Below are 22,983 nucleotides of genomic sequence, written 5' to 3'. Positions count from 1 at the left end.
AGGAAGAGATAGATGAGACCGTTCCGAATTCGCCTTGCCATCATCATGATGGTGCTGATCGGTATTTCCGTCATTGTGGCGGGTTATACGATGGGCAGAGTTTTTAAGACTACTCACATTAACGCACTGGAGCAAACGATGGTGCGTGAGATCAACTTGCTGAAAGCAACGTTCCCGTTCCATGATGCATCCGATCCAACCAATGCAGAGACACAGAAATATTATTCAGATCGCGCTGTTGAGCTGGATCGACTGACAGATTCACGGGTAACCTTTATCAATAAAGACGGAACGGTCATTGGCGACTCGGAGAGCGATCCCAATTCAATGGACAACCACTTGAACCGTCAGGAGATTAAAGAAGCGGTTGGGCAAAACTATGGTCAGTCGATACGTTATAGTGCAACATTGGGGCAGGACATGCTGTATGTGGCGCTGCCTGTGAATTCGGATCAAAGTGACATGATTGAGTTGCCCAGTGGAAAATTTGATGGTTACATTCGACTATCCATGAGTCTTGAAGCTGTAGATCAGGGTCTTCAGCAGGGCTGGATTCTGATGTTTTTCACCTTGGGCCTACTGTTCCTGATTGTGGCTCTGGTTAGTTATCGGGTTGCGCGGGGACTGACATCACCTATTGAGCATATTACGAAGGTGGCTCACCGGATCACCAAGCTGGATTATGATGCGAGAGTGGATGTAACTCGTAATGATGAGATCGGTCAACTGGGACTTGCCATTAACGGAATGGCAGACAGCCTTCAGATGCAATTGAAGACGATCAGGGATAATGAAGCGCTGCTGCAAAGTGTGCTTGCCAACATGACAGGCGGTATTATTATGATTGATGCAGGTCAATCTATTGCGCTGGTCAATCGGGAAGCAGAGCGTATGCTTGGCATTCAGGCAGAGCGGGTTACTGGCAAGCCATACACTGAATTGAAGCGGCATTATGAGCTGACGCGCACGATTGAAGAGAGCGTTGCTTTGCGAGAACCGATGCATGAAGAAGTGAGTGTGTTCAATCCGGTGGAAAAATTGATTCGCATTGATGGAGTACCGATGTCCGAAGATGATGGTGCTTACCGGGGAATGCTCTTCCTTTTGCAGGATGTAACGGCGATCCGCAGGCTGGAATCGATGCGCAGTGAGTTCGTAGCGAACGTATCTCATGAACTCAAGACACCGGTGGCTGCGGTCAAAGGTTTTGCCGAAACGCTTCTCAGCGGCGGGGTACAGGACAAAGAAACGGAGCGTTCATTCTTGCAGATTATATATGATGAAGGCGACAGACTGAACCGACTGATCGGAGATATTCTGGAGTTGTCCAAAATTGAGTCTAAACGGGCTCCCCTGCAATGTTCACCAGTGCATGTGCATTCGTTCTTCGAGATGGTCCTGGGCACCTTGTCCAAGGTGGCGGAGAAGAAAGAAATTCGGCTGGAGATGAACGTTCCTGAAGAATTGTATATTGAAGCTGATGAGGATAAAATGAAGCAGATCTTTATTAATCTGTTATCCAACGGCATTAACTATACGCCAGAGGGCGGACGGGTAAAATTACAAGTATCGGTTGAACATGATGAGGACGAAGAAGAAGTTGTATTTGCGGTATCCGACACAGGAATTGGTATTCCGAAGAAAGATTTGCCACGGATTTTTGAACGCTTCTATCGGGTGGACAAGGGCAGATCCCGTAATTCGGGAGGCACTGGACTTGGGCTTTCAATTGTGAAACATCTGGTTGAATTACATCATGGCAAACTGTCTGTAGAGAGTGAACTTGGCATGGGAACGACGTTTCGTGTTATCCTTCCATTAATTCAGGATGAAGAAATCTAGTGCGATGGAAGTGAAATGTAAAAGGAATATGCTGTTTTACACAGAGTTAACAATTAGGTGCTATGATAAAGAAAGTGTTGTGGCAACAGACAACCTATAGGAGAGAAGGGGTACCATGGCGCAGCGTTTGCTCGTTATTGAAGATGAACCAACATTATCAAGATTGCTTACGTACAACCTGACACAAGAGGGCTATGATGTTATTGCTGAGGATCACGGATCTTCAGGTTATGATCGGGCGTTGTCCCAGGAGTTTGATCTGATTCTGCTGGATCTGATGCTTCCTGGAATGAATGGTCTGGATATTCTGAACAAGTTACGAATTCAGGGTGTTAGTACACCGGTCATCATTCTCACAGCCAAAAACGGTGAAGCCGAAGTTGTGCAAGGCTTAAAATCAGGTGCCGATGATTATATTACCAAGCCATTTGGTGTATCCGAATTGCTTGCCCGCGTAGATGCGGTGTTAAGACGTTATTCAAATGGTGAAGATTTGCCGCAACCAGAGGATAAGGACGGTTCCCGTATTATTCTGGGAGAGCTTGAGATATATCCTTTGAAATATGAAGTGACACTGGGTGGACAATCCATCAGTCTTCGTCCCAAGGAATTTGAAGTACTGCTTTATCTGGCCAAGAAGCCGGGTGTTGTGCTTACCCGGGATGATCTGATGAATGCGGTCTGGGGCTTCGATTATATCGGAGGACAGCGCACGGTGGACGTTCATGTCAGTTCCTTGCGGAAAAAGTTGGAGCTTGATCCGGAATCAGTTCATATTGATTCGATTCGCGGTGTAGGTTATAAATTGGTTGTAAAAAGAAAAACTCCCCATCATTCAAGTTAACAATGATCGGGGAGTTTTATTTTACATTCCGTTAACACAAACAAATATTTTCCTTTACGTATAGGGAGTAGGATGAAGCTGTCTGAGTGATACTTTGTACCTACATATTCCACCTCAGGACGGAGCTCATACGTAAAGGAGATTGCGCATTTATGCCCATGTTGCTCGAAGTGAAGCCCGACCAGCCCGAAGAAATGATAAATACGCAACAGGAACAAGTTGTAACTCCCATGGGAGAACAAAAAGATGAAGATGAGATTGGGGTCACCAAAGAGAATGTAATCTCTTTACGGAACTATTGCCGTCAAATACCTGTAGTTGACGTGCATACTACCTGTGGGGAAGCGGCAAGCCTGCTCAATCAGGATCAGGACTACCCGTGTATTGTATTATGTGATGACCATATGCAGCCATTAGGTTTGTTGATGCGAGAGACGTTATACCGGATGTTGAACGGACGCTTTGCAGCAGATCTTTTCTATCGAAAGCCGGTTGTACACGCAGTGGACTCTTCTCCTGTCATTGTTGATGTGCATGCAGAAGCGACCGCGATTATTGACATCGCTTTGTCTCGCAGTGAGCAATATTTCTACGATTGTTTGATCGTTACGGAAGAAGACCGATTGCTGGGTGTGCTGACGATGAGGGATGTGATGTCCCTTTCCCGTAAGCTGCAGCATGTGGCTTCGGAAGAACGTGTACATATTATTACACAGAGCAGACAGGAAATAACAAGAATCAACGACTCCGTCACCAAACTGGTTCAAGCCGCTCGAAAGGCGGGGGAAGAAGCGTCTCAAATTATGCAGTTGTCCGAACGAGGAGCGAGCAGCCTCAGTCAGGTTGATGCTTCTTATAACCGTGTATATCAGCATATGGAGGGTCAGCAGAAGCATGCTGATGACATGCTGAGCTCTATCGACATGGGCTCCGGGATGGCACGTTCCATTCGTTCATTGGCTGACCAAAGCGGGCTGCTCGCTATGAATGCTTCCATCGAAGCGGCACATGCGGGGGAGTACGGACGAGGTTTCCAGGTCGTCGCTGGTGAGATTCGCGCACTAGCCAAGCAGACCCGTGAGGTTGCGGGAAATATGTCCTCTTTGCTGGATGATATCGGAGGATTGACCAGACAGACTGTGGAACTGGTGAGAGCAAGTGCGGCAGAGATTAACAACAGCTCCGTTCATGTAAACGAAGGAGGGACTGCTTTCAAACAGCTGAACACGGCTGTAGCGGGTATGTCCCATATTGCGGAGGATATTGCCGTAGAAGGCAAAACGGCCGGAGAATTGGCAGAGCACATTCGGGAGAGACTGGAAGATATGGTCCAGGCGGATGACTAAATGACGGCAGGATAGGCATCATTCATACGCAATGATCGGATAGAAGGGTCATGGGTGTGAAAGATGTCTCTTTTTACATTCCGTTAACATGAAAGTGATACTGTTTTTACAATGAGAGGGTAGGATATTATAGATGACCGAGAGTCAAGTTCAATCATTGGCATCGGTCTACGTAAGGGAATCTGGTTGTCCCTGCCGCGAAGGAGAAGTGAACATCCATGAAGGACCTCATTCACATTGAAGGACTTAATTTATACTATGATACGCATCACGCGCTTAAAAATATATCGATGGACCTGCCGGAGAAGACAGTTACCGCATTTATCGGTCCGTCGGGCTGTGGTAAATCGACCTTGCTACGTACATTGAATCGGATGAATGATATGATTCCAGGCGTACGTGTGGAAGGACAAGTTATGTTGGACGGTTCAGACATTTATAGCAATGAGATCGAAGTGGAAACGCTGCGTAAGCGGGTCGGAATGGTGTTTCAGCAGCCTAACCCTTTTCCAAAATCCATCTACGATAACGTGGCCTATGGACCTCGACTTCACGGGGTAACGCAAAAAGCCGAACTGGATCGTTTGGTTGAGCAGAGTCTTGTTCATGCTGCACTGTGGGATGAAGTAAAGGATGTGCTCAAAAAATCGGCACTCAGTCTCTCTGGCGGACAACAGCAGCGTCTTTGTATTGCACGTGCCTTGGCCGTGCAGCCTGACGTACTGCTGATGGATGAAGCAACGTCTGCACTTGATCCGATCTCAACGCTCAAAATTGAGGAACTGGTCAAGGAATTGCACCACAAATACACGATTGTAATGGTGACCCATAACATGCACCAAGCTGCACGTGTATCGGGTCGTACGGTATTTTTCCTGAACGGGGAAGTGGTGGAGGCGGCGGATACAGAAACATTGTTCTCCACACCGCAGGATTCCAGAACCGAGGATTATATATCCGGACGGTTCGGATAAGCAAGCTGAGTTCGAACGATCCCGGCGTGTCCGGAGATGATGGATAAGGAGGACATGGAATCTATGATTCGCAGAAAAGAATTTGATCAGGAGCTTGAGGAACTGCGCACACTGCTTCGGCAAATGGGTGAGCATGTAGGCACAGCGTTGGATGGTGCTATTGAAAGTTTACAGACGATGGATGCCGAGAAAGCTCAGGTCATCATCAAGAATGATGCGAATCTGAATGCCTTGGAAGACAAGATTATGGAATTGGGTTCCAAGCTCATCATTACACAACAGCCGGTAGCGAAGGATCTGCGACGCATTATCGTTGCTTTCAAAATCTCAAGTGACCTGGAGCGTATGGGTGACCTTGCGCTGGATGTGGCCAAAGTGACCCTTCGCATGGATGGACAGCAGCTCATTAAACCGCTTGTGGATATACCAAGAATGGCGGAAATCGTGAAAGCCATGATTGAAGAGTCCATTGAATCCTTCCTGAAAGAAAATACCGATCTGGCCTACAAAATGGCTCAGACCGATGATCAGGTTGACCAATTGTACAGTCATATGATCAGTGACCTCTACTCGTTCATGACAGACCATCCAAATAAGGCTTCTCAAGCGATGCTCTTGATGTTGGTAGGACGTTACATCGAACGGATTGGTGACCACGCAACAAACATTGGTGAGAGCACGGTGTATCTGGTAACAGGAAAACGCCCTGATTTGAATCAATAGGTAACTGCTTTTAGTGGGATTGGGGTATTATTCGTAACGAATTGAAGGGACTTTCTCTCGGGCGGCCTGTGAACAGGCCATCCGCGGAGGGAGTTCTTTTTTTGCAGGAAGATTATGATCTATAAAGATGACTAATTTTTTTGTTGTAACAGGTGTGTATGGTATCATGAGAGTAGATGTAATTGAAGGATTGACCATACGATACGTGAGGTGCTGGAATGGACAAGTTTATTCTTATAGATGGAAATAGCATTATTTACAGGGCGTTTTTTGCAATGCCGCCTCTAACTAACTCGAAAGGCTTGCATACCAATGCGGTGTACGGCTTCACCACGATGCTGCTGCGCTTGCTGGAAGAGCATAAACCGACACATGTGATGGTAGCATTTGATGCAGGCAAAGTTACGTTCCGGCACGAAGGTTACCAGGAATATAAAGGTGGTCGGGAGAAAACACCACCGGAGTTGTCCGAGCAATTTCCGCTGCTGAAAGAACTGCTTCAGGGCTTCGGGATAGCCCAGTTTGAGCTTGCAGGGTTTGAAGCGGATGACATTATCGGAACATTAACGAAACGTGCGGATGAAGCCGGAAGACAGGTTCTCGTTGTGTCGGGTGACAAAGATATGCTGCAGCTTGCATCTGAACATGTGCATATCGGGCTTACGCGCAAAGGGGTAACCGAGATTGAGCTGTACGATCCTGCTCAGATTAAGGAGCGCTATGGTCTGACCCCGTTGCAAATCATTGACCTCAAAGGTCTGATGGGTGATACGTCCGACAATATTCCGGGCATTCCTGGCGTCGGAGAGAAAACGGCTTTGAAACTGCTGCACCAGTTCGGTTCGGTTGAGGAAGTGCTTAATGGCACAGGTGAGCTAAAGGGAAAAATGAAAGAAAAGATTGAGGCTCACGCCGAAGATGCACGTATGAGTAAGCAGCTTGCCACGATCCACCGTGAAGTTCCATTGGAACAAACGTGGGAAGATATGCAGTTTGCTGGCTTAAAAGAGGAACTTGCAGGTCCGGCTTTGGCCAAGCTCGAATTCAAGTCTTTGCTGGAGCGCCTTTCATTCCGCGCAAGTGTAGTTTCTGAACAGGAAGCCGTTCCAGCTGCCGTGGTAGAATCCTCCATAGCAACAGAAGAAACGATTAGTGAACTGTTTGGTTCACTCGAATCCATTGATGTGCTACATGTGGAGACACATGGGGATAATCCGCATCAGGCGAAACTAATTGGACTTGCTGTTGGTTCAGGCGGAACCTATACATTCTTATCTCCCGAATTGCTTCAGTCTGATGCAGCTGCCCCGGTAAGAGAGTGGCTGGGCAATGCAGAACAACCCAAGCGTGGTTATGATCTGCACCGTGTTGATCTCGCACTGCATGCGCATGGCATTGAGTTTGCTGGAGCGTCCTTTGATGTGCAATTGGCTGCCTATTTGCTTGATCCAACCGAATCCAATCAGACGATCAGCGGCCTGACCACGAAGTATGGTCTGCCTTCCCTCGTGGAGGATGATACGGTTATGGGCAAAGGTGCAAAATACAGGGTGCCAGAGACGGATGTACTGGGCGATTTTCTGTGTCGCAAAGCCGCGGCAGTAGCAGCCATTATTCCACTCCAGGAGCAGGCGCTGGAGAGCAATGAGATGAACGCTCTTTTCCATGAACTGGAGATGCCGTTATCACGTATTCTTGCTGATATGGAGAAACAGGGCATTAAGGCTAATACGGCAGATTTGCAGGCTTTGGGTAGTGAGTTCGAAGAAAATATAAGCAGGTTGATGGCGGAAATCTACAAGCTTTCCGGTACGGAATTCAATCTGAATTCACCGAAGCAACTGGGCGAGATTTTATTCGATAAACTCGGTCTGCCTGTAGTGAAGAAAACAAAAACAGGATACTCTACGGATGCCGAAGTATTGGAGAAGCTGGCTCCTTATAATGATGTGGTCAAGCACATTCTGCAATATCGTCAACTTGCCAAGCTGCAGTCCACGTATGTAGAAGGATTGCTCAAAGAGATTTCGGATAAGGATGGCAAAGTGCATACGTATTACCGTCAGACGATCGCAGCAACCGGACGTCTGAGCAGCCAGTTCCCGAACTTGCAGAACATTCCGATTCGGATGGAGGAAGGCCGCAAAATCAGGAAAGTATTTGTTCCTTCTGAACCGGGATGGTCCATTTTGGCAGCAGACTATTCGCAGATTGAACTGCGCGTCCTTGCCCATATTTCAGATGATGAGCGGCTGAAGGAAGCTTTTGTCCAGGACATGGATATCCATACAAAGACGGCCTCCGATGTGTTTGGTGTGAAGCCAGAAGAGGTGGATGGAGACATGCGTCGTTCTGCCAAGGCGGTTAACTTCGGGATTGTATACGGCATCAGTGATTACGGTCTTTCGCAGAACCTGCACATCACGCGGAAAGAGGCAGCACAGTTTATCGATCAATATTTTGAAGTGTTCCAGGGTGTGCGCCGATATATGGATGATATTGTGAAGGAAGCCCGTCAGGATGGTTATGTCAAAACGCTGCTGGAACGCCGTCGTTATCTGCCAGAAATCAATGCCAGCAACTTTAACCTGCGTTCCTTTGCGGAACGGACAGCGATGAATACACCGATCCAGGGAACTGCGGCAGATATCATCAAGCTTGCCATGGTACAAATGGATGAAGCGCTGCGTGAACGCAAGCTGAAGAGCCGCATGCTGCTACAGGTGCACGATGAACTTGTATTCGAAGTGCCTGCGGATGAGCTGGAACTGATGAAAGAGCTGGTTCCTTCGGTGATGGAAAAAGCATTGGAGCTGTCAGTGCCACTGAAAGCGGAAGTCAGCTACGGAGAAAACTGGTACGAGGCTAAATAGTAGATCCCAAGCGGGTTTTCCGTTATTTTACAAAATATTTTTCAACTGTTTTCGACATAAGAAGGGGTCCCGCTGAGCGCCATCTTCCGTTATAATATAGGGGAGGTGAGAACATCATGCCGGAATTACCGGAAGTCGAAACAGTCAGAAGAACATTGAATCAACTTATTGTTGGCAAGACCATTGACTCAGTTACCGTTAGCTTGCCGCGGATCATTCAGCGGCCGGACGACATAGATGCATTTGCAATGGAACTTAAGGGACATACCGTGATTGGTGTAGAGCGCAGGGGCAAGTTTTTGCGTATTTTGCTGGACGGGCTGGTGCTTGTCTCCCATCTGCGGATGGAAGGAAGATACGGGGTGTACCAACAACATGAGGAAGTGGAGAAGCATACCCATGTCATTTTTCACTTTACCGATGGTACAGAATTACGTTACAAGGATGTCCGTCAATTCGGTACAATGCATCTCTTTAATGCAGGTGAGGAACTGGTATCCAAACCTTTGTTAAAGCTGGGGCTGGAACCACTTGATCCAGTGTTTACCGTAGCTGCATTCCGTGAGGCTGTTGGCAAACGGACAACCAAAATTAAAGCCGTGTTGTTAAATCAGGCATATGTGGTCGGCATCGGGAATATTTATGTGGACGAGGCCTTGTTCCGCGCTGGCATTCATCCAGAGACCATTGCCAAGACATTGACCGAAACCCAGTTAACCGTGCTACATGAAGCGATCGTGATTACGCTGCAGGATGCGGTGGATGCAGGTGGTTCGTCCATTAAGTCCTATGTCAATGGACAGGGTGAGATGGGCATGTTCCAGCATCAATTGAAAATATATGGACGCAAAGCTGAACCCTGTGCGACTTGTGGCACATTAATCGAGAAGATTGTAGTGGGCGGTAGAGGCACGCATTACTGTCCGAAGTGTCAACCGCTGCTCTAAATCGGTGATGGCTCTGGCAGCATGAACGAAATCGTCAAATTGTAGCACCCTTGGATTCCTCCCTCCATATACTGATATGGCAGAAATAAGCGGGCGTATACCCATACTGGCAGTCGCCAGTTGGAGCGAGTTCCGCACAGGGGAGGAATCCGGGGTGCTGCATCATTTTATTTCATTACTGGCGCTTGCTTTGGCGCTTAGTTTAGATGGTTTTGGAGTCGGGATTACATATGGGCTGCGGAGAACTAAAATTCCGCTGTTATCCATTGTCGTCATTTCCATCTGTTCGGGTCTGGTTATTGCATTATCCATGCAAGTAGGTGTGCTTCTGTCACATGTCGTATCTCCGGACGTGGCTTCGATTGTCGGAGCGGTTATTTTGATCGGTATTGGCGCATGGTCGTTACTGCAACTTATTCGAAAACGGGGCAAGGAACAGCTGGAAACGGACAATGGAGTGGGTGAGGGAACAGGAGCAGGAACAATCCGCAGTAGTACGCAAGCCTCACAAGAAGTTCAGTCGAAGGGCAGAAATCAGGTGCTCGCGCTGGAGCTTGAGCCATCTGCTCCTGGAGGATCGCTGGAACGAATGGTCTTTACACTTGAACTGCGGAAGCTGGGTGTGGTTATTCAAATCCTACGTAGCCCCTCGAAGGCGGATATGGATAACTCGGGCAGTATATCCGTCCAAGAAGCGATGTGGCTTGGTATAGCTCTTTCTCTGGATGCTTTTGGTGCAGGATTAGGGGCAGCATTATTGGGATTCCCGACTTTGTGGACAGCATTAGTTATTGCATTGTTTAGCGGGGCTTTTCTGTCACTAGGTATGAAGGTTGGATTACGCTTTGCTGCTCTGCGTTGGATGCGAAGATTATCTGTATTACCTGCGCTTTTATTAATGTTTATGGGAATAATGAAGTTGTTGTGAGGTGAAATAAATGAATATTGGCTTAACCGGCGGGATCGCGACAGGCAAAAGCAGTGTGTCCGCCTTTCTCGCCAGTAAGGGAGCGTTGCTCATTGATGCAGATGTTATTGCCCGGGAAGTAATGCTGCCCGGGCATCCCGTTTTGGCTGCGGCTGTTCAGCGGTTCGGACAAGCCATATTGAATGAGGACGGAACACTGGATCGGAAAAAGCTGGGCAGTATTGTGTTTCAGAATCCAGAGGAACGTAAGGCACTGGAGGCTATTACACATCCTGCGATCCGCAAGGAAATGCGTGAGCGAGCTGCTCTGTATGAGCTTGAACATCCGGACAAGCTGGTCGTATCGGATATTCCATTGTTGTACGAGTCAGGGCTGGAGGATGGCTTCGAAGAAGTGATGGTTGTCTATGTCCCGAGGTCTGTGCAACGGGAACGACTGATGAGCCGGGATGGAATGACGGCAGACCAGGCAGATGGCCGGATAGACGTGCAGATGGATATTGAAGAGAAGAAGCAGCGAGCTGACGTGATTATTGATAACAGCGGCTTGTGGTCAGAGACGGAGCAGCAAATCATTTCATTTTTGCATCGTAAGGGCTTATTATGAGATTGCTGCGTAAGAAACGAATATTGTTGTTGATGTTTGTGTCTTTTGTATTGGTGCTGTTCCTAAATACCAATTGGATGTCATGGTTCTATCCGATTCATTATAAGGAAGAGATTAGGGCCCAGTCTCAGAGTTATGAGGTTGATCCGTTTCTCATAGCTTCCATCATCAAGGTGGAGACCAATTTTAAGACAAGCAAGGAATCCAAAAGAGGTGCCATCGGGTTAATGCAGCTGATGCCAGACACCGCAAACTGGATTATGGAGCAAGCGAAAATTCCGGGCACCTCACTGGAAGAATTGAAGCACGAGCCTGAAAGAAATATCCAGCTGGGTACCTGGTATCTACGTAATCTGTCCGATCAATTTGACGGGAATGAAGCGGCTATGATTGCTGCTTACAATGCAGGTCCAGGTAAAGTGAACTCATGGCTAAGGGATGGCGTATGGGACGGCTCTTTCGAGACGGTCAAAGATATTCCGTTTGGTGAAACCCGGCACTATGTACAACGCGTCATTTATTATTATAATCAATATGTAAAGATCTATAATACGTTCTAAGTTAAGACGCTCTGGATTCGTGGTCTAAAATAAGTAGAAGCACCGAGCAGACCGGTTATTCACCGGCCGCTCCATGCTCCTCTGTGTACCGTATTACGATGCAGATATTATTGGTATTGACCTGCCAATTGCTGTTCTGCAATTGTTACCAGACGCTTCGTGATGTATCCACCGATCGAACCGTTCTCGTAAGAAGTCATGTTACCTTGGTATCCGTCTTGTGGGATGCTGATTCCGAGTTCTTGAGCAACTTCATATTTCATTTGCTCGAGAGCTGCGGAAGCTTTAGTTACCACCAGGTTGTTGGAGTTACCATTGCTTTGTGCCATTGCTGTTCACCTCCTCGCGGTTGGTAAAAGTATTATGTGTCGGCAATACGATTTTCATAACTAAATGCTTAAGGGAATTTGTGGTAAAAAGTCAAACGTGGGAAGTGATCTGATTTGAAGTGTCCTTATTGCGGTTATATGGGTACCAAAGTGCTTGATTCACGTCCGGCCAACGAAGCGAAATCGATTCGTCGTCGCCGTGAGTGTGAGCAGTGTGCCCGAAGATTTACAACCTTTGAGATGATTGAAGAAACACCGTTGATCGTTATTAAGAAAGATGGCAGCCGGGAAGAGTTCAGCAGAGACAAGATTCTCCGTGGTCTGATTCGAGCTTGCGAAAAACGGCCGGTGTCGGTAGAAACGCTGGAGATGATGGTATCCGAGACAGAAAAAGCTCTGCGGAATACAGCCGATGCTGAAGTCGAGAGCCGTCAGATTGGTGAACTGCTGATGGAACAGCTGTTTCCAGTGGATGAAGTAGCCTATGTTCGCTTCGCTTCAGTGTACCGTCAATTCAAAGACATCAATATGTTCATGAAAGAACTGAAATCTCTTTTGTCCAAAGAAGACATCGAGGAGTAATGGAGCGGAAAAGGAGAAGAGCATTCTGGGTTACGGTCATGTGTTCCAGGTAAAAGGTTGTTCTTCTCCAATCATTTTGGTTGGTAAAAAAATGGTTGACAGCAAAAGCTGTATTTTATATGATATAGGAGTCGCCTGCGGAGCATTGCAGAGTTGGACAACTTGTTTCACTCATAATTCTGGGGCCTTAGCTCAGCTGGGAGAGCGCATCGCTGGCAGCGATGAGGTCAGGGGTTCGATCCCCCTAGGCTCCACCAAAATAGTAAATGCGCGCAGTTCTTCGGAACTGCGTTTTTTTGTTTTTGTATGGACATTCGCTGATAGGACGAAGAAAGTGCCGTATGCAATACTATTCAATAATTTACTGAACGAGGACTCACAATGTTATATAATAGCACATGACTGGACAAGCATTTTCTTGAAATTCGCGGTGAATCCTAACTTAGAGAGAGTGGGTAACAGGATATGTATAAAACAAGAATAATAAGAAAGTTATTTATGGGTGTAATTATTTTAAGTTTGCTGCCATTGTACTTATTTGACAAGGCGTTTGCTGCCACTCCAACAGCCACCATTGTTGTAGCTGACGAACTTCTGACTTCCGGAGAAACGTCAATGGTAACGATTACATTTTCAGAAGCGGTGACTGGATTTGATCTTGCTGATTTGGAAACAGGTAGCGGCATTCTTAGTGGATTAACAACTTCTGACAATATCACTTATAGCGCAACACTCACGCCGCCTCTAAGCAATCACAGCGGCCCCTTCAATATTTCGCTCAATCATTCAGGTATAATTGCTGGAGGCAATGTGGGGAGCGGAACCACCGTATCTAACCATTACTATGTCGACACAGTTATGCCTATCGTTACAAGTGTATCTGTTCCTGCCAATGGCACTTATGGTGCAGGAGAAGACTTGAGTTTTACAGTGAACATGAACGAGATTGTTGTCGTAACCGGCATTCCAACGATCCCGTTAATTGTAGGAACAACGACTGTGTATGCTAACTATGTAAGCGGTTCGGGGACAAACGCGTTGCAATTTAGATATACCATCCAAACCGGACAATCTGATACTAACGGGATTACCATAGGAGCCTTGTCACTGAATGGCGGATCAATTAGGGATGAAGCAGGTAACGATGCAGTATTAACGCTTAATAGCGTGGGTAGTACGGCGGGCGTGCTAGTAGATGCAATTTCCCCAACGATCACAAGCGTATCGCCGACATTGGGTTCCACATCCGGAGGCACGACTGTCACGTTGACCGGTACGAACCTGACCGATGCAACGGCGGTGAAGTTCGGTGCAACGGAGGCGACGTCCTATACAGTAAACTCGGCGACACAAATTACAGCCATCGCCCCAGCGGGTAGTGCAGGAACGGTAGACGTAACGGTAACGACACCGGGCGGTACATCAACGACATCGGCGGCGGACCAATATACATACCATGCCGAACCGACGATTACGAGCGTATCGCCCACATCGGGTCCGACGACCGGAGGCACGGCCGTTACGTTGACCGGTACGAATCTGACCGATGCAACGGAAGTGATGTTTGGTGCAACGGCGGCGACGTCCTATACAGTGAACTCGGCGACACAAATCACAGCCATCGCCCCGGCGGGTAGTGCAGGAACGGTAGACGTAACGGTAACGACACCGGGCGGTACATCAACGACATCGGCGGCGAATCAATATACATACCATGCCGCGCCAACGATTACGAGCATGTCGCCGGTATCGGGTCCGACGACCGGAGGCACGACTGTCACGTTGAGCGGTACGAATCTGACCGATGCAACGGCGGTGAAGTTTGGTGCAACGGCGGCGACGTCCTATACAGTGAACTCGGCGACACAAATTACAGCCATCGCCCCGGCGGGTAGTGCAGGAACAGTAGACGTAACAGTAACTACGCCGGGCGGTACATCAACGACATCGGCGGCGAATCAATTTACGTGGTTTGTTGTTACGTATGCGATCAGCCCATTGTCGGATGAGACGCTGAATGCGCTGACCGCAGGGTATGCATCGGGGACGCAGGCAACGAAAACGGTCACCTTGACACGAACGGGAACCGGCGACTTGACGAGCTTGGCGACAGCGCTCGGCGGAACGAACGCCGGCAGCTTTACAATTACGCAGCCGACGGTGACAACGCTCAATAGTGGGACGCCGTCGACGACCTTTACGGTAAAAGCGAATGACGGACTGGCCGCAGGGACGTATAAGGCTACGGTAACAGTGTCGGCCGGGGGCATGACGCCGGTTACCTTTACTGTAACGCAGGTTGTTAATAGTAGCAGTAACAATAGTAGTGGCAGTAGTGGCAGTAGCAGTGGTGGGACTACTCCTGTTACATCAACCCATTCGGATATTGACCAAAACGGCATTATGATTGACTGGGCTAAAATCGACAGTAGTAAGCCGTCCTTCACTCTTGAAATTACACCAAAAGACGGCGTTGCCTATGTCAGAATACCGGCAAGCATTTTAACGAGCATTGAGGGCAAGAACGCTACTTTCTTCATCGAGATTAAGACTCCTTACGGCAGCTATCAAGTGCCGGTCAATCTGGCATCGCTCATTCCAGGGCTAAAGGACTTGTTAGCTAAGAATAATGTGAATAACGATGACATTAGCTTTAAAATCACGCTAACCGACAAGTCCGGCGATAAGGACTTCCGAGCAGCATTTGCAAACAGCCTGCCGAATGGCCATGCAATGGGTGCGATTGTAGATTTTCATATCGATATCATCAACACCAAGACGGGACAAGCAATCGGAACGGCAGATAAGTTCAGCAAGGCACTTACAAGAGAGATTCTGATGCCCAAGAGCATGACCGGCATGCCAGCTCAATGGGGGGCATTCCGCTATAACGTAACGACAAAGAAATTGGAGTTTGTGGCAGCTGAGAAAAAACAGATTGACGGCAAATGGGTTGTGAAGATCAAATCCTATTCAAACAGTGTCTACGTTGTGGCACAAAACACGGTAAGTTTTGCTGATGTACAGCAGCATTGGAGCAAATCTGATGTCGATCTTGCTGCTGCGAAAGGTCTGGTTGAAGGCGTAGGCGGTGGACTGTATGATCCTAACAAAGCGGTAACCAGAGCAGAGTTTACGGCTATGTTAGTCCGGGCGCTTGGACGCGGCGCATCTGATAAGGACATAGCGCCCTATAACGATGTCAAACCAGGTACGTGGTATTCCGGCGAGGTATCCACAGCGAAGGAGCTCGGACTGCTCACCTTTGTGAAAGGGAACAGCTTTACCCCTAATCAGCCGCTTACACGAGAGGAAATGGCTAGTATGCTGGCGGCAGTGGGGAGACTTGAACAGTTGCCGATATCCAAGGAGCCGGTGAGCCTTAATGGCTTCAAGGATATCGGAAACGCGGATACAGCCTATATTGAGGACGTTCATCTGATGGTCAAGCTTCATATCATGACAGGCACGGGCGCAAACACGTTCGATCCAAAGGGGGAGACGACACGCGCGCAAGCGGCGGTAGTGTTCATCAGGATGCTACGGACGCTGGGTTCAATCGATAGATAAGATTCATGGAAAACCCGCTTGAGCAGAGCTGACTCAATGGGTCAATTATTTCGCTGTAAGATGCTAACAAACCTACCGCACCCAAATGTGTCAGGTTCATTAGAACACCAAAACAGATTAGAATAACTTGAACCAAGGGCTGTCCCCGTCATATTCATGACTACGGGGCAGTCCTGTTTTTATTCCGATTCACTCAGATTAATCTGGACAGCGCGTAAAACGGATGTTATATTGTTTCTATAAGAAACAATATTATTCGTAAAAGAAATTATTAACGATAAACTCTTATGATTACTTTACGGATAATGTATCAACAAAATGGCTCAAGACGGATCTGCCAGTTGAGGCTTGAGCACAATGAAGGGATGTAATGAAGAATGAACCATATCGAGACAACCATTCAATCTTTTGACGGAACCCAGCTTTATTTCAGTAAAAATACTGTAAGCGATTCCAAGGCAGCCGTGGTCATCGTTCATGGTTTGTGTGAGCATGCTGGCCGCTATGATTACCTAACGGACAAACTGAACAAACGTGGTTTTGACGTATACCGTTTTGACCATCGTGGTCATGCAAGATCAGAAGGGAAGCGTACGTTCTACAGTGATTTTCATCAGATTATTGATGATGTGAATGTGGTTGTTGAAGCGGCCTTGGAAGAGAGCGGCGACATTCCTCTTTTTGTCATTGGGCATAGTATGGGTGGCTTTGCATCCTCTTCATTTGGAACGAAATACCCAGGCAAAGTAAAAGGGATTGTTCTATCCGGTGCGCTTACTCGTTACCATACAAAGGTTGCCGGAGAACTGCCGCTTGATCTTGCCCCGGGTACGTATTTTCCGAATGAGCTTGGTGGCGGCGTATGCAGTGATCCGGAAGTGGTATCTGCATACGTGAATGATCCGCTTGTAGAAAAAGAGATATCCGTTGATTTGTTCAATAGCTTGGGTTACGGAGTGACTTGGTTAAAAGCACATGCGAAGCAGTTTGTCGATCCTGTACTTGTTCTGCATGGGGCAAACGATGGACTGGTGAGTGAACATGATTCGCGCGACTTTTACGGAGATATTGCCTCAACCGATAAAACGCTGAAAATATATGCCCATCTCATGCATGAGATATTTAATGAACCTAATCGAGATGAAGTCATCGAGGAAGCCATCACATGGATTGAAAAACATATTTAAATTCTGTACTCTGGAATAGAGAGAGAATTTGAAGGTGAAAGGGATTATTCATGAAATTAGAATGGATGGGCGACCATCGGGAACTGATTGAAAAGATCATCAAGTACGGTAATGCGTACTCCAACACCTATAAGCTGCAGCGAAGTTATGGTACGGATATGATGTTCTCTGCTTCACAGATTCAGACATTGGAGTACATTCTGGAGGCGGAGGACAAGGAAGAAAAGATGTCGGAAATGGCAGCACGACTTGGCGTGAGCCGCAGTACGTTTTCTAAAAATGTGAAGAATCTTACGGAAAAAGGATTGCTCGAAAAATACCATTTGAGTGGTAATCGCAAAGACATTTATGTCAAACCTTCGGCGAATGGACGTGTGGTGTACGACCAATATACTGAATTTGTTCGTGAGCTGTGTTTTGATGATATTTTTCGATTGGCTGGCACGATTTCAGAGGCTGACAAGGAAAGCTTTATACGCATTATGGATTTGTTTGCCGATGTGTTGGTCTGGTATGGTGAAAAAGAACAGGAACCGCGCAAGCTCATCAAAATTGATCCGAATCGTGAGTAAGTGGTGTATCATGCACGATAACATTGAAGCTGCGACCGTTTCCCCATTTCTACCGGGGAACGGTCGTTTATTTTTATTCCATTTTATAAATAGTTACTTTGGGAAGAATGTACTCCGGATGAATCAGCAATGCTAAAATAGGTATAGCCAATAAAACCGCATAGGGTGAGCTTAATTTGAGTTATTACCCGCTAACAGGCATAACAGTCACGGAGGACAAGAACATGAACAACTCGGAATGGGCAGAGTCCTATTTTCCAATATATACAGCAGATAGCATTCAATCATTGTATAGTACGTCAACCATGCCGATACATAGAATCCATGAGAACCTGACCGTTCTGTTGGCCGTTTCAAGTGGTCAGGGTACACTTCATCTTGACGATCACATATACGAACTCACCGATGGCATGGTGATCCTTATTCCGGCGAAGAGTGATGTTGTAATACAGGGGGATCAGATTCACCCTCTTCATATATACACTCTCTCTATCAGCACACAAGAACAGCAGCGCTCACGGCCAGTGGAAGCCATGGGACGGTCCAGTGTGCTTGCAGCAGGAACGTATATTGAGTTCTATGAACCAACGATTGCAGCTCAGCTTGAGGAGATCTATATGCATCGTTTACCTGGCAATGAAGTCAGGCATATGCGTAACCAGATTCTGTTTCACCAAGTGCTGATGAGTCTGTTGGAGCGAATGGAAGCAAGATATATCGCGAGTGAGCAGCCGTCCATGGAACGCAGCATCGCATTTATGGAGAACCATTTTAGTGAGAAAATAACAACCGAAGGCCTTTCCGAAATTGCGGGAGTCAGTCGCTCTCATTACTCCATCCTATTCAAACAGCTTACTGGATTCTCACCTAATGAGTATCTTTCACGCTTGCGTGTTCACCGTGCCAAAGAGTTATTAATTGGCGGCTCCGCTTCACTTCGTGAAATCGCGCTGAAGGTTGGATATAAGGATGAGTTCTATTTTAGCCGCCGCTTCAAGCAGCAGACAGGAGAGAGTCCATCAAGTTTCACGCGTCGCAGGCCTTTTCAACGAGTGGCTGTGTGGTGTGCGCCTTATGCGAGCCATCTGATGTTACTTGGATTGGAACCAGCAGTCGTCATCTCGGAAAGCAGCGAATATGTAAGCACAGAGGGAGTTAGCCCACCTCAAACGATACGTTTTATCCATTCCGACAGTTCACCTGAACAAATAAAGTCCGCATTGCTGGATGCTAATATTGAGCTTATCATTGCAGCTAATCAGCATCTAGACATGAACGGATTAAGCTCCGAACGTCTGCGATCCATCGCCCCTATTGTCGAAATTGCATGGATGGAGCTTGGGTGGAAAGAACATCTGCGGTTTATCGCACAGGCGACTCAAAGGGTGGAGCAGGCAGAACAATGGCTGGCAGACTTTGAAAGGGAAGAACAGCAGGCACGGGAAGCCATTCAAACGAGCCAGATCGTGAATGAGACGCTAACTATTCTCGTCATCAAACCGGACACCTTACAAATATATGGAGTCAGAAATGTCGGGTATGTGATGTATCAATCGCTCGGGTTATGTCCTCCGGCCAAGATTGCCCAGGAAATACAGAGGTTTGGCGATCAATTTCATTCGGTATCTATCCAGCTGTCGGAACTTCAGGATTACGAGGGCACTCGTATGCTCGTTATTGTTTTTCCAGATGAAAAAGGGTCAAAGGCTCATTCAGAAATGATATTTAACTCGGAATACTGGAAAGGGCTTGAGGCAGTGAAGCGAAATCGGATCTATCATCTGGAGCAGGAAGAGTGGATACCCTACAATCCGGTTTCCATTCGTTTGCAGCTTGGACGGGCGGTATCCTTATGGACTGGCATCCAATAATCCAAAGGTTTTCTCAAACAAAAAGGCATGGTTAGGTTCATCCTGCATGCCTATAATTAGCTATTGTAATGAGAATGATTTTCATATTCAAATAGAAAAGGGAGAGAGTCATCACATGAGAAAGCTTTTTGTTCCATTTATATTCGTTCTGGTTTTATTGCTCAGCGCTTGTGGAACCAATTCAACCAAAGATACAACGGGGGATGCAACGGCATCCAACGAATCCACTTCTTCGAACACGGATTCAGCAGGTGCTTCATCCGAGTCAGAATCGGGCACGTTCACTTATCAATCGGAGTCAGGCCCTGTGGAAGTTCCTTCCCACCCGCAACGTGTGGTTGTACTGACCCGATTCCTGACAGGAAACGTGATGGCACTGGATGTGCCGCTGGTTGGCGTGGATGAAATGTCCAAAGAGAACCCGAATTTCAAAGAAAAACTGGCGAATACAGAGGCGGTTACCGATGAAAGTCTGGAGAAAATTATTGAATTGAACCCGGATCTGATTATCGGCCTGTCTGATATCAAGAACGTCGATAAGTTGAAGCAAATTGCGCCAACAGTCACCTATACATATGGTAAGGTAGACTTTCTCAAGCAGCAACTGGAGATCGGAAAGCTTGTGAACAAAGAAAAAGAAGCACAAGCCTGGGTTGACGATTTTGACGCTCGAAGCAAAAAAGTTGGGGAAGAAATCAAAGCCAAAATTGGCGCGAATGCAACTGTATCCGTTATTGAAACGTTCAATAAACAGCTTTATGTATATGGCGAGAAATTCGGACGTGGAACGGAAATACTGTATGATCAATTCGGTTTAGGTATGCCAGACAAGGTCAAGGAAGCGACCAAGAAAGACGGATTCTTTGCTGTATCGAACGAAGTACTGAAAGACTACATGGGTGACTATGTAATATTCAGTAAAAATGCCGACGAGGACAATTCGTTCCAAAATACCGAAACCTACAAAAATATTGATGCGGTGAAAAATAATCGAGTATTCGAAGCGGATGCCAAGGCATTTTACTTCAATGATCCACTCAGCATGGAATACCAGCTGGAATTCTTTATCGAACATTTTCTTGGCAAGTAAACCTTGAGCGCGATGAAAAATAAACGACTTCCTTTTCGGTTTGCAACCAAGCTGCTGGGTAGTGTACTCGTACTTATCGTGTGCTTCATCATCGCCATGATGTTTGGCGCAGAAGAAACGACATTCCGGAATCTGTGGCTGACCCTGACCTCTGCGACAAAGAACGATAATATTCTTATTCTGCGTGAGATCAGGCTTCCACGGGAACTCGCTGCCATGCTGATCGGAGCGGCTCTTGCCGTCTCCGGTGGCATCATGCAGGGAATTACTCGCAATCCGCTGGCTGATCCTGGACTGCTCGGTCTGACTTCAGGTGCCAATATGGCACTGGCCCTGGCTTTTGTCTTCATGCCATCACTCGGATATTTTGGGATTATGGTTGCTTGTTTTGTTGGTGCTGCACTTGGAGCCGCATTGGTTATTGTGCTTGGCTCGATACGGAGAGGGAGCTTATCCCCTATCCGGGTAGTGCTGGCCGGGGCAGCGGTATCCGCTTTTATGTATGCCATCTCGGATGGCATCAGTATCTTTTTTAAAATTTCCAAGGATGTATCCATGTGGACTTCGGGAGGACTCATCGGAACGACATGGGGCCAGATTCAAGCGATTGCGCCTGTCATACTGGTTGGTCTTGCTGTAGTTCCGTTCCTTTCCAACCAGATCAACATTCTTAGCCTGAGCGACGAGGTGGCGACTGGACTGGGGCAGAAGCTGGTACTCGTCAAAACTGTTCTGTTCCTGCTGGTCATCGTGCTTACCGGAGCGTCGGTTGCATTAATTGGGAATATGGCTTTTGTCGGCTTAATGATCCCCCATATTGTCCGTAAATTGGTAGGCACGGACTATCGGTATATTATACCCGTATCCATTTTTGCCGGAGCATCGTTTATGCTTCTTGCCGAAACACTGGGTCGAACGATAAATGCACCTTACGAAACACCTGTTGTCGCCATTGCTTCCATGCTTGGTTTACCTTTTTTCCTGTTCGTTGTGCGTAGAGGGGGCAAAGCGTTCTCATGACAATGTCTTCGCGCATTCGCAAGCAACGAGTGATTCTGCTCGTGTGTTTGCTGCTGATCCTCATTACGGCTGTGGTAGGTATGAGCTGGGGGTATTCCTCGTTGTCTTTCAAAAGGGTAATCCCGGTGTTATTTGGCCAAGGCACATTTAAAGAGGACTTTGTTCTGTTTTCGGTCCGATTACCTCGGATTTTTATTACATTACTCGCTGGTATGGCGCTTGCGCTGTCAGGCTCCATTTTGCAGAGTATTACGCGTAATGACTTGGCCGATCCAGGCATCATCGGAATCAATTCCGGTGCAGGTGTTGCCGTTGCGATCTTCTTTCTGTATTTCCCGATTGAAGCGGGCACGTTTGTTTATATGCTGCCATTAGCTGCTTTTATCGGTGCATTGCTGACTGCGGCGCTAATCTATCTGTTCTCCTATAGCCGGACCAAGGGACTTGATCCCATAAAAATGGTACTGGTCGGGGTTGGATTCTCGATGGCGCTGTCAGGCATCATGATCGTCATCATATCTTCGGCGGAACGTTCCAAGGTCGACTTTATTGCCAAGTGGATATCCGGAAACATCTGGGGGGCAGACTGGCCATTCATATGGGCTTTGCTGCCTTGGCTGATTGTGTTAATCCCGCTTACGTTGTTCAGAACCAGACGGCTTGATCTGATGGGGCTGAACGAAGAAACAGCGATCGGAGTGGGGTTGAAGCTGGAACGGGAACGCTTGGTACTCATGGTGATTGCTGTTGCAGCAGCCGCATCTGCTGTATCGGTTACGGGAGGGATCGCGTTTATCGGTTTGATGGCTCCACACATCGCCAAAGCGCTGGTCGGTCCACGTAACTCGTTATTTATTCCTGTTGCCGTTCTGCTTGGAGGTTGGCTTCTATTAATTGCCGATACGGTTGGGCGCAACCTGGTTGATCCTGATGGAATTGCCGCAGGAATTATGGTATCCCTTATCGGTGTGCCTTATTTTGTCTATTTATTATTGAAGAAATAATCCAAAAAGTTTTAGACGAATTGAACACTTAGCTAAACAGGCTATCTTTTGTCGTTAAGACGAGGGATAGCCTCTGTTTATAATTTTGACGGGCAGAAGATAAAGCTTAGGTTA

19 protein-coding genes and 1 tRNA gene are annotated in these 22,983 nt (G+C 47.2%); 19 read left to right on the top strand and 1 reads right to left on the bottom strand.

What is annotated here, in order from left to right; all coding sequences use genetic code 11:
- The first annotated feature begins 12 nt into the window (after positions 1–12).
- The 10 genes from pnpS to HW560_RS28505 all read left to right on the top strand — a co-directional run bounded on the left by pnpS (position 13) and on the right by HW560_RS28505 (position 11,644).
- On the top strand, positions 13–1,842 hold the full coding sequence (pnpS, locus tag HW560_RS28550) for a two-component system histidine kinase PnpS (protein ID WP_090895407.1): 1,830 nt from the start codon (positions 13–15) through the stop codon (positions 1,840–1,842).
- Positions 1,843–1,957: 115 nt separating this feature from the next.
- Positions 1,958–2,686 (top strand): response regulator transcription factor, encoded by a 729-nt coding sequence (locus HW560_RS28545; protein WP_053783546.1) that lies wholly within the window; start codon positions 1,958–1,960, stop codon positions 2,684–2,686.
- A gap of 152 nt (positions 2,687–2,838) precedes the next feature.
- The gene (locus HW560_RS28540) at positions 2,839–4,032 is read left to right on the top strand and encodes a methyl-accepting chemotaxis protein (protein ID WP_090895410.1); all 1,194 of its coding nucleotides are present in this window, start codon (positions 2,839–2,841) and stop codon (positions 4,030–4,032) included.
- A gap of 218 nt (positions 4,033–4,250) precedes the next feature.
- The gene (gene pstB, locus HW560_RS28535; protein WP_063568101.1) at positions 4,251–5,006 is read left to right on the top strand and encodes a phosphate ABC transporter ATP-binding protein PstB; all 756 of its coding nucleotides are present in this window, start codon (positions 4,251–4,253) and stop codon (positions 5,004–5,006) included.
- 63 nt (positions 5,007–5,069) lie between these two features.
- Positions 5,070–5,729, top strand: coding sequence for a phosphate signaling complex protein PhoU (gene phoU, locus HW560_RS28530; protein ID WP_090895411.1), 660 nt, complete (start codon positions 5,070–5,072; stop codon positions 5,727–5,729).
- A gap of 218 nt (positions 5,730–5,947) precedes the next feature.
- Positions 5,948–8,602, top strand: coding sequence for a DNA polymerase I (gene polA, locus HW560_RS28525; protein ID WP_090895413.1), 2,655 nt, complete (start codon positions 5,948–5,950; stop codon positions 8,600–8,602).
- Between the two features lie 116 nt (positions 8,603–8,718).
- Entirely contained in the window at positions 8,719–9,549 is an 831-nt protein-coding gene (gene mutM / locus HW560_RS28520; RefSeq protein WP_090895415.1) for a DNA-formamidopyrimidine glycosylase, read from the top strand.
- A gap of 154 nt (positions 9,550–9,703) precedes the next feature.
- Complete coding sequence (locus HW560_RS28515; RefSeq protein WP_177185663.1) at positions 9,704–10,477, top strand: manganese efflux pump; 774 nt, start codon at positions 9,704–9,706, stop codon at positions 10,475–10,477.
- Between the two features lie 10 nt (positions 10,478–10,487).
- Entirely contained in the window at positions 10,488–11,084 is a 597-nt protein-coding gene (coaE, locus tag HW560_RS28510; protein ID WP_090895418.1) for a dephospho-CoA kinase, read from the top strand.
- On the top strand, positions 11,081–11,644 hold the full coding sequence (locus HW560_RS28505; RefSeq protein ID WP_090895420.1) for a lytic transglycosylase domain-containing protein: 564 nt from the start codon (positions 11,081–11,083) through the stop codon (positions 11,642–11,644). Before coaE ends, HW560_RS28505 begins: the two co-directional genes overlap by 4 nt.
- A gap of 107 nt (positions 11,645–11,751) precedes the next feature.
- Here the strand turns inward: HW560_RS28505 and HW560_RS28500 are convergent, their stop codons facing one another.
- Positions 11,752–11,973 carry an alpha/beta-type small acid-soluble spore protein gene (locus HW560_RS28500; RefSeq protein ID WP_017689472.1) on the bottom strand — a complete coding sequence of 74 codons (222 nt, stop codon included), beginning with the start codon at positions 11,971–11,973 and terminating at the stop codon, positions 11,752–11,754.
- A 114-nt stretch (positions 11,974–12,087) separates the two neighbouring features.
- On the opposite strand from HW560_RS28500, the gene nrdR reads away from it, so the two are divergent.
- From nrdR to HW560_RS28455, 9 genes are all read left to right on the top strand, one after another.
- On the top strand, positions 12,088–12,555 hold the full coding sequence (gene nrdR, locus HW560_RS28495) for a transcriptional regulator NrdR (RefSeq protein WP_090895424.1): 468 nt from the start codon (positions 12,088–12,090) through the stop codon (positions 12,553–12,555).
- Between the two features lie 181 nt (positions 12,556–12,736).
- Positions 12,737–12,812, top strand: a tRNA-Ala gene (locus tag HW560_RS28490).
- A gap of 241 nt (positions 12,813–13,053) precedes the next feature.
- Positions 13,054–16,125 carry an IPT/TIG domain-containing protein gene (locus HW560_RS28485; protein ID WP_218834982.1) on the top strand — a complete coding sequence of 1,024 codons (3,072 nt, stop codon included), beginning with the start codon at positions 13,054–13,056 and terminating at the stop codon, positions 16,123–16,125.
- Between the two features lie 377 nt (positions 16,126–16,502).
- Entirely contained in the window at positions 16,503–17,312 is an 810-nt protein-coding gene (locus tag HW560_RS28480) for an alpha/beta hydrolase (RefSeq protein WP_179265274.1), read from the top strand.
- A gap of 50 nt (positions 17,313–17,362) precedes the next feature.
- Positions 17,363–17,884: a MarR family winged helix-turn-helix transcriptional regulator gene (locus HW560_RS28475; protein WP_090895430.1), complete on the top strand. Its 522-nt coding sequence runs from the start codon at positions 17,363–17,365 to the stop codon at positions 17,882–17,884.
- 224 nt (positions 17,885–18,108) lie between these two features.
- Positions 18,109–19,755 (top strand): AraC family transcriptional regulator, encoded by a 1,647-nt coding sequence (locus HW560_RS28470; RefSeq protein WP_179265273.1) that lies wholly within the window; start codon positions 18,109–18,111, stop codon positions 19,753–19,755.
- A gap of 115 nt (positions 19,756–19,870) precedes the next feature.
- Complete coding sequence (locus HW560_RS28465) at positions 19,871–20,845, top strand: iron-hydroxamate ABC transporter substrate-binding protein (RefSeq protein WP_090895435.1); 975 nt, start codon at positions 19,871–19,873, stop codon at positions 20,843–20,845.
- Between the two features lie 12 nt (positions 20,846–20,857).
- Positions 20,858–21,865: a FecCD family ABC transporter permease gene (locus HW560_RS28460; protein WP_090902066.1), complete on the top strand. Its 1,008-nt coding sequence runs from the start codon at positions 20,858–20,860 to the stop codon at positions 21,863–21,865.
- A complete protein-coding gene (locus HW560_RS28455) occupies positions 21,862–22,869 on the top strand; it encodes a FecCD family ABC transporter permease (RefSeq protein ID WP_179265272.1) in 1,008 nt (335 codons plus the stop codon). The genes HW560_RS28460 and HW560_RS28455 overlap by 4 nt, the downstream gene beginning before the upstream one ends.
- Positions 22,870–22,983 lie beyond the last annotated feature (114 nt).

Origin of the sequence: Paenibacillus sp. E222 (assembly GCF_013401555.1) — a bacterium.
GTDB lineage: Bacteria > Bacillota > Bacilli > Paenibacillales > Paenibacillaceae > Paenibacillus.
Note: the sequence above shows the minus strand (reverse complement) of the source record. Positions and strands in the feature narration are given on the sequence as shown.

What these genes read in the sequence shown, in the direction of transcription:
- pnpS (WP_090895407.1), top strand. Translation starts at nt 13, where the DNA reads ATGAGACCGTTCCGAATTCGCCTTGCCATCATCATGATGGTGCTGATC.
- HW560_RS28545 (WP_053783546.1), top strand. Translation starts at nt 1,958, where the DNA reads ATGGCGCAGCGTTTGCTCGTTATTGAAGATGAACCAACATTATCAAGA.
- HW560_RS28540 (WP_090895410.1), top strand. Translation starts at nt 2,839, where the DNA reads ATGCCCATGTTGCTCGAAGTGAAGCCCGACCAGCCCGAAGAAATGATA.
- pstB (WP_063568101.1), top strand. Translation starts at nt 4,251, where the DNA reads ATGAAGGACCTCATTCACATTGAAGGACTTAATTTATACTATGATACG.
- phoU (WP_090895411.1), top strand. Translation starts at nt 5,070, where the DNA reads ATGATTCGCAGAAAAGAATTTGATCAGGAGCTTGAGGAACTGCGCACA.
- polA (WP_090895413.1), top strand. Translation starts at nt 5,948, where the DNA reads ATGGACAAGTTTATTCTTATAGATGGAAATAGCATTATTTACAGGGCG.
- mutM (WP_090895415.1), top strand. Translation starts at nt 8,719, where the DNA reads ATGCCGGAATTACCGGAAGTCGAAACAGTCAGAAGAACATTGAATCAA.
- coaE (WP_090895418.1), top strand. Translation starts at nt 10,488, where the DNA reads ATGAATATTGGCTTAACCGGCGGGATCGCGACAGGCAAAAGCAGTGTG.
- HW560_RS28505 (WP_090895420.1), top strand. Translation starts at nt 11,081, where the DNA reads ATGAGATTGCTGCGTAAGAAACGAATATTGTTGTTGATGTTTGTGTCT.
- HW560_RS28500 (WP_017689472.1), bottom strand. Translation starts at nt 11,973, where the DNA reads ATGGCACAAAGCAATGGTAACTCCAACAACCTGGTGGTAACTAAAGCT.
- HW560_RS28485 (WP_218834982.1), top strand. Translation starts at nt 13,054, where the DNA reads ATGGGTGTAATTATTTTAAGTTTGCTGCCATTGTACTTATTTGACAAG.
- HW560_RS28480 (WP_179265274.1), top strand. Translation starts at nt 16,503, where the DNA reads ATGAACCATATCGAGACAACCATTCAATCTTTTGACGGAACCCAGCTT.
- HW560_RS28475 (WP_090895430.1), top strand. Translation starts at nt 17,363, where the DNA reads ATGAAATTAGAATGGATGGGCGACCATCGGGAACTGATTGAAAAGATC.
- HW560_RS28470 (WP_179265273.1), top strand. Translation starts at nt 18,109, where the DNA reads ATGAACAACTCGGAATGGGCAGAGTCCTATTTTCCAATATATACAGCA.
- HW560_RS28465 (WP_090895435.1), top strand. Translation starts at nt 19,871, where the DNA reads ATGAGAAAGCTTTTTGTTCCATTTATATTCGTTCTGGTTTTATTGCTC.
- HW560_RS28460 (WP_090902066.1), top strand. Translation starts at nt 20,858, where the DNA reads ATGAAAAATAAACGACTTCCTTTTCGGTTTGCAACCAAGCTGCTGGGT.
- HW560_RS28455 (WP_179265272.1), top strand. Translation starts at nt 21,862, where the DNA reads ATGACAATGTCTTCGCGCATTCGCAAGCAACGAGTGATTCTGCTCGTG.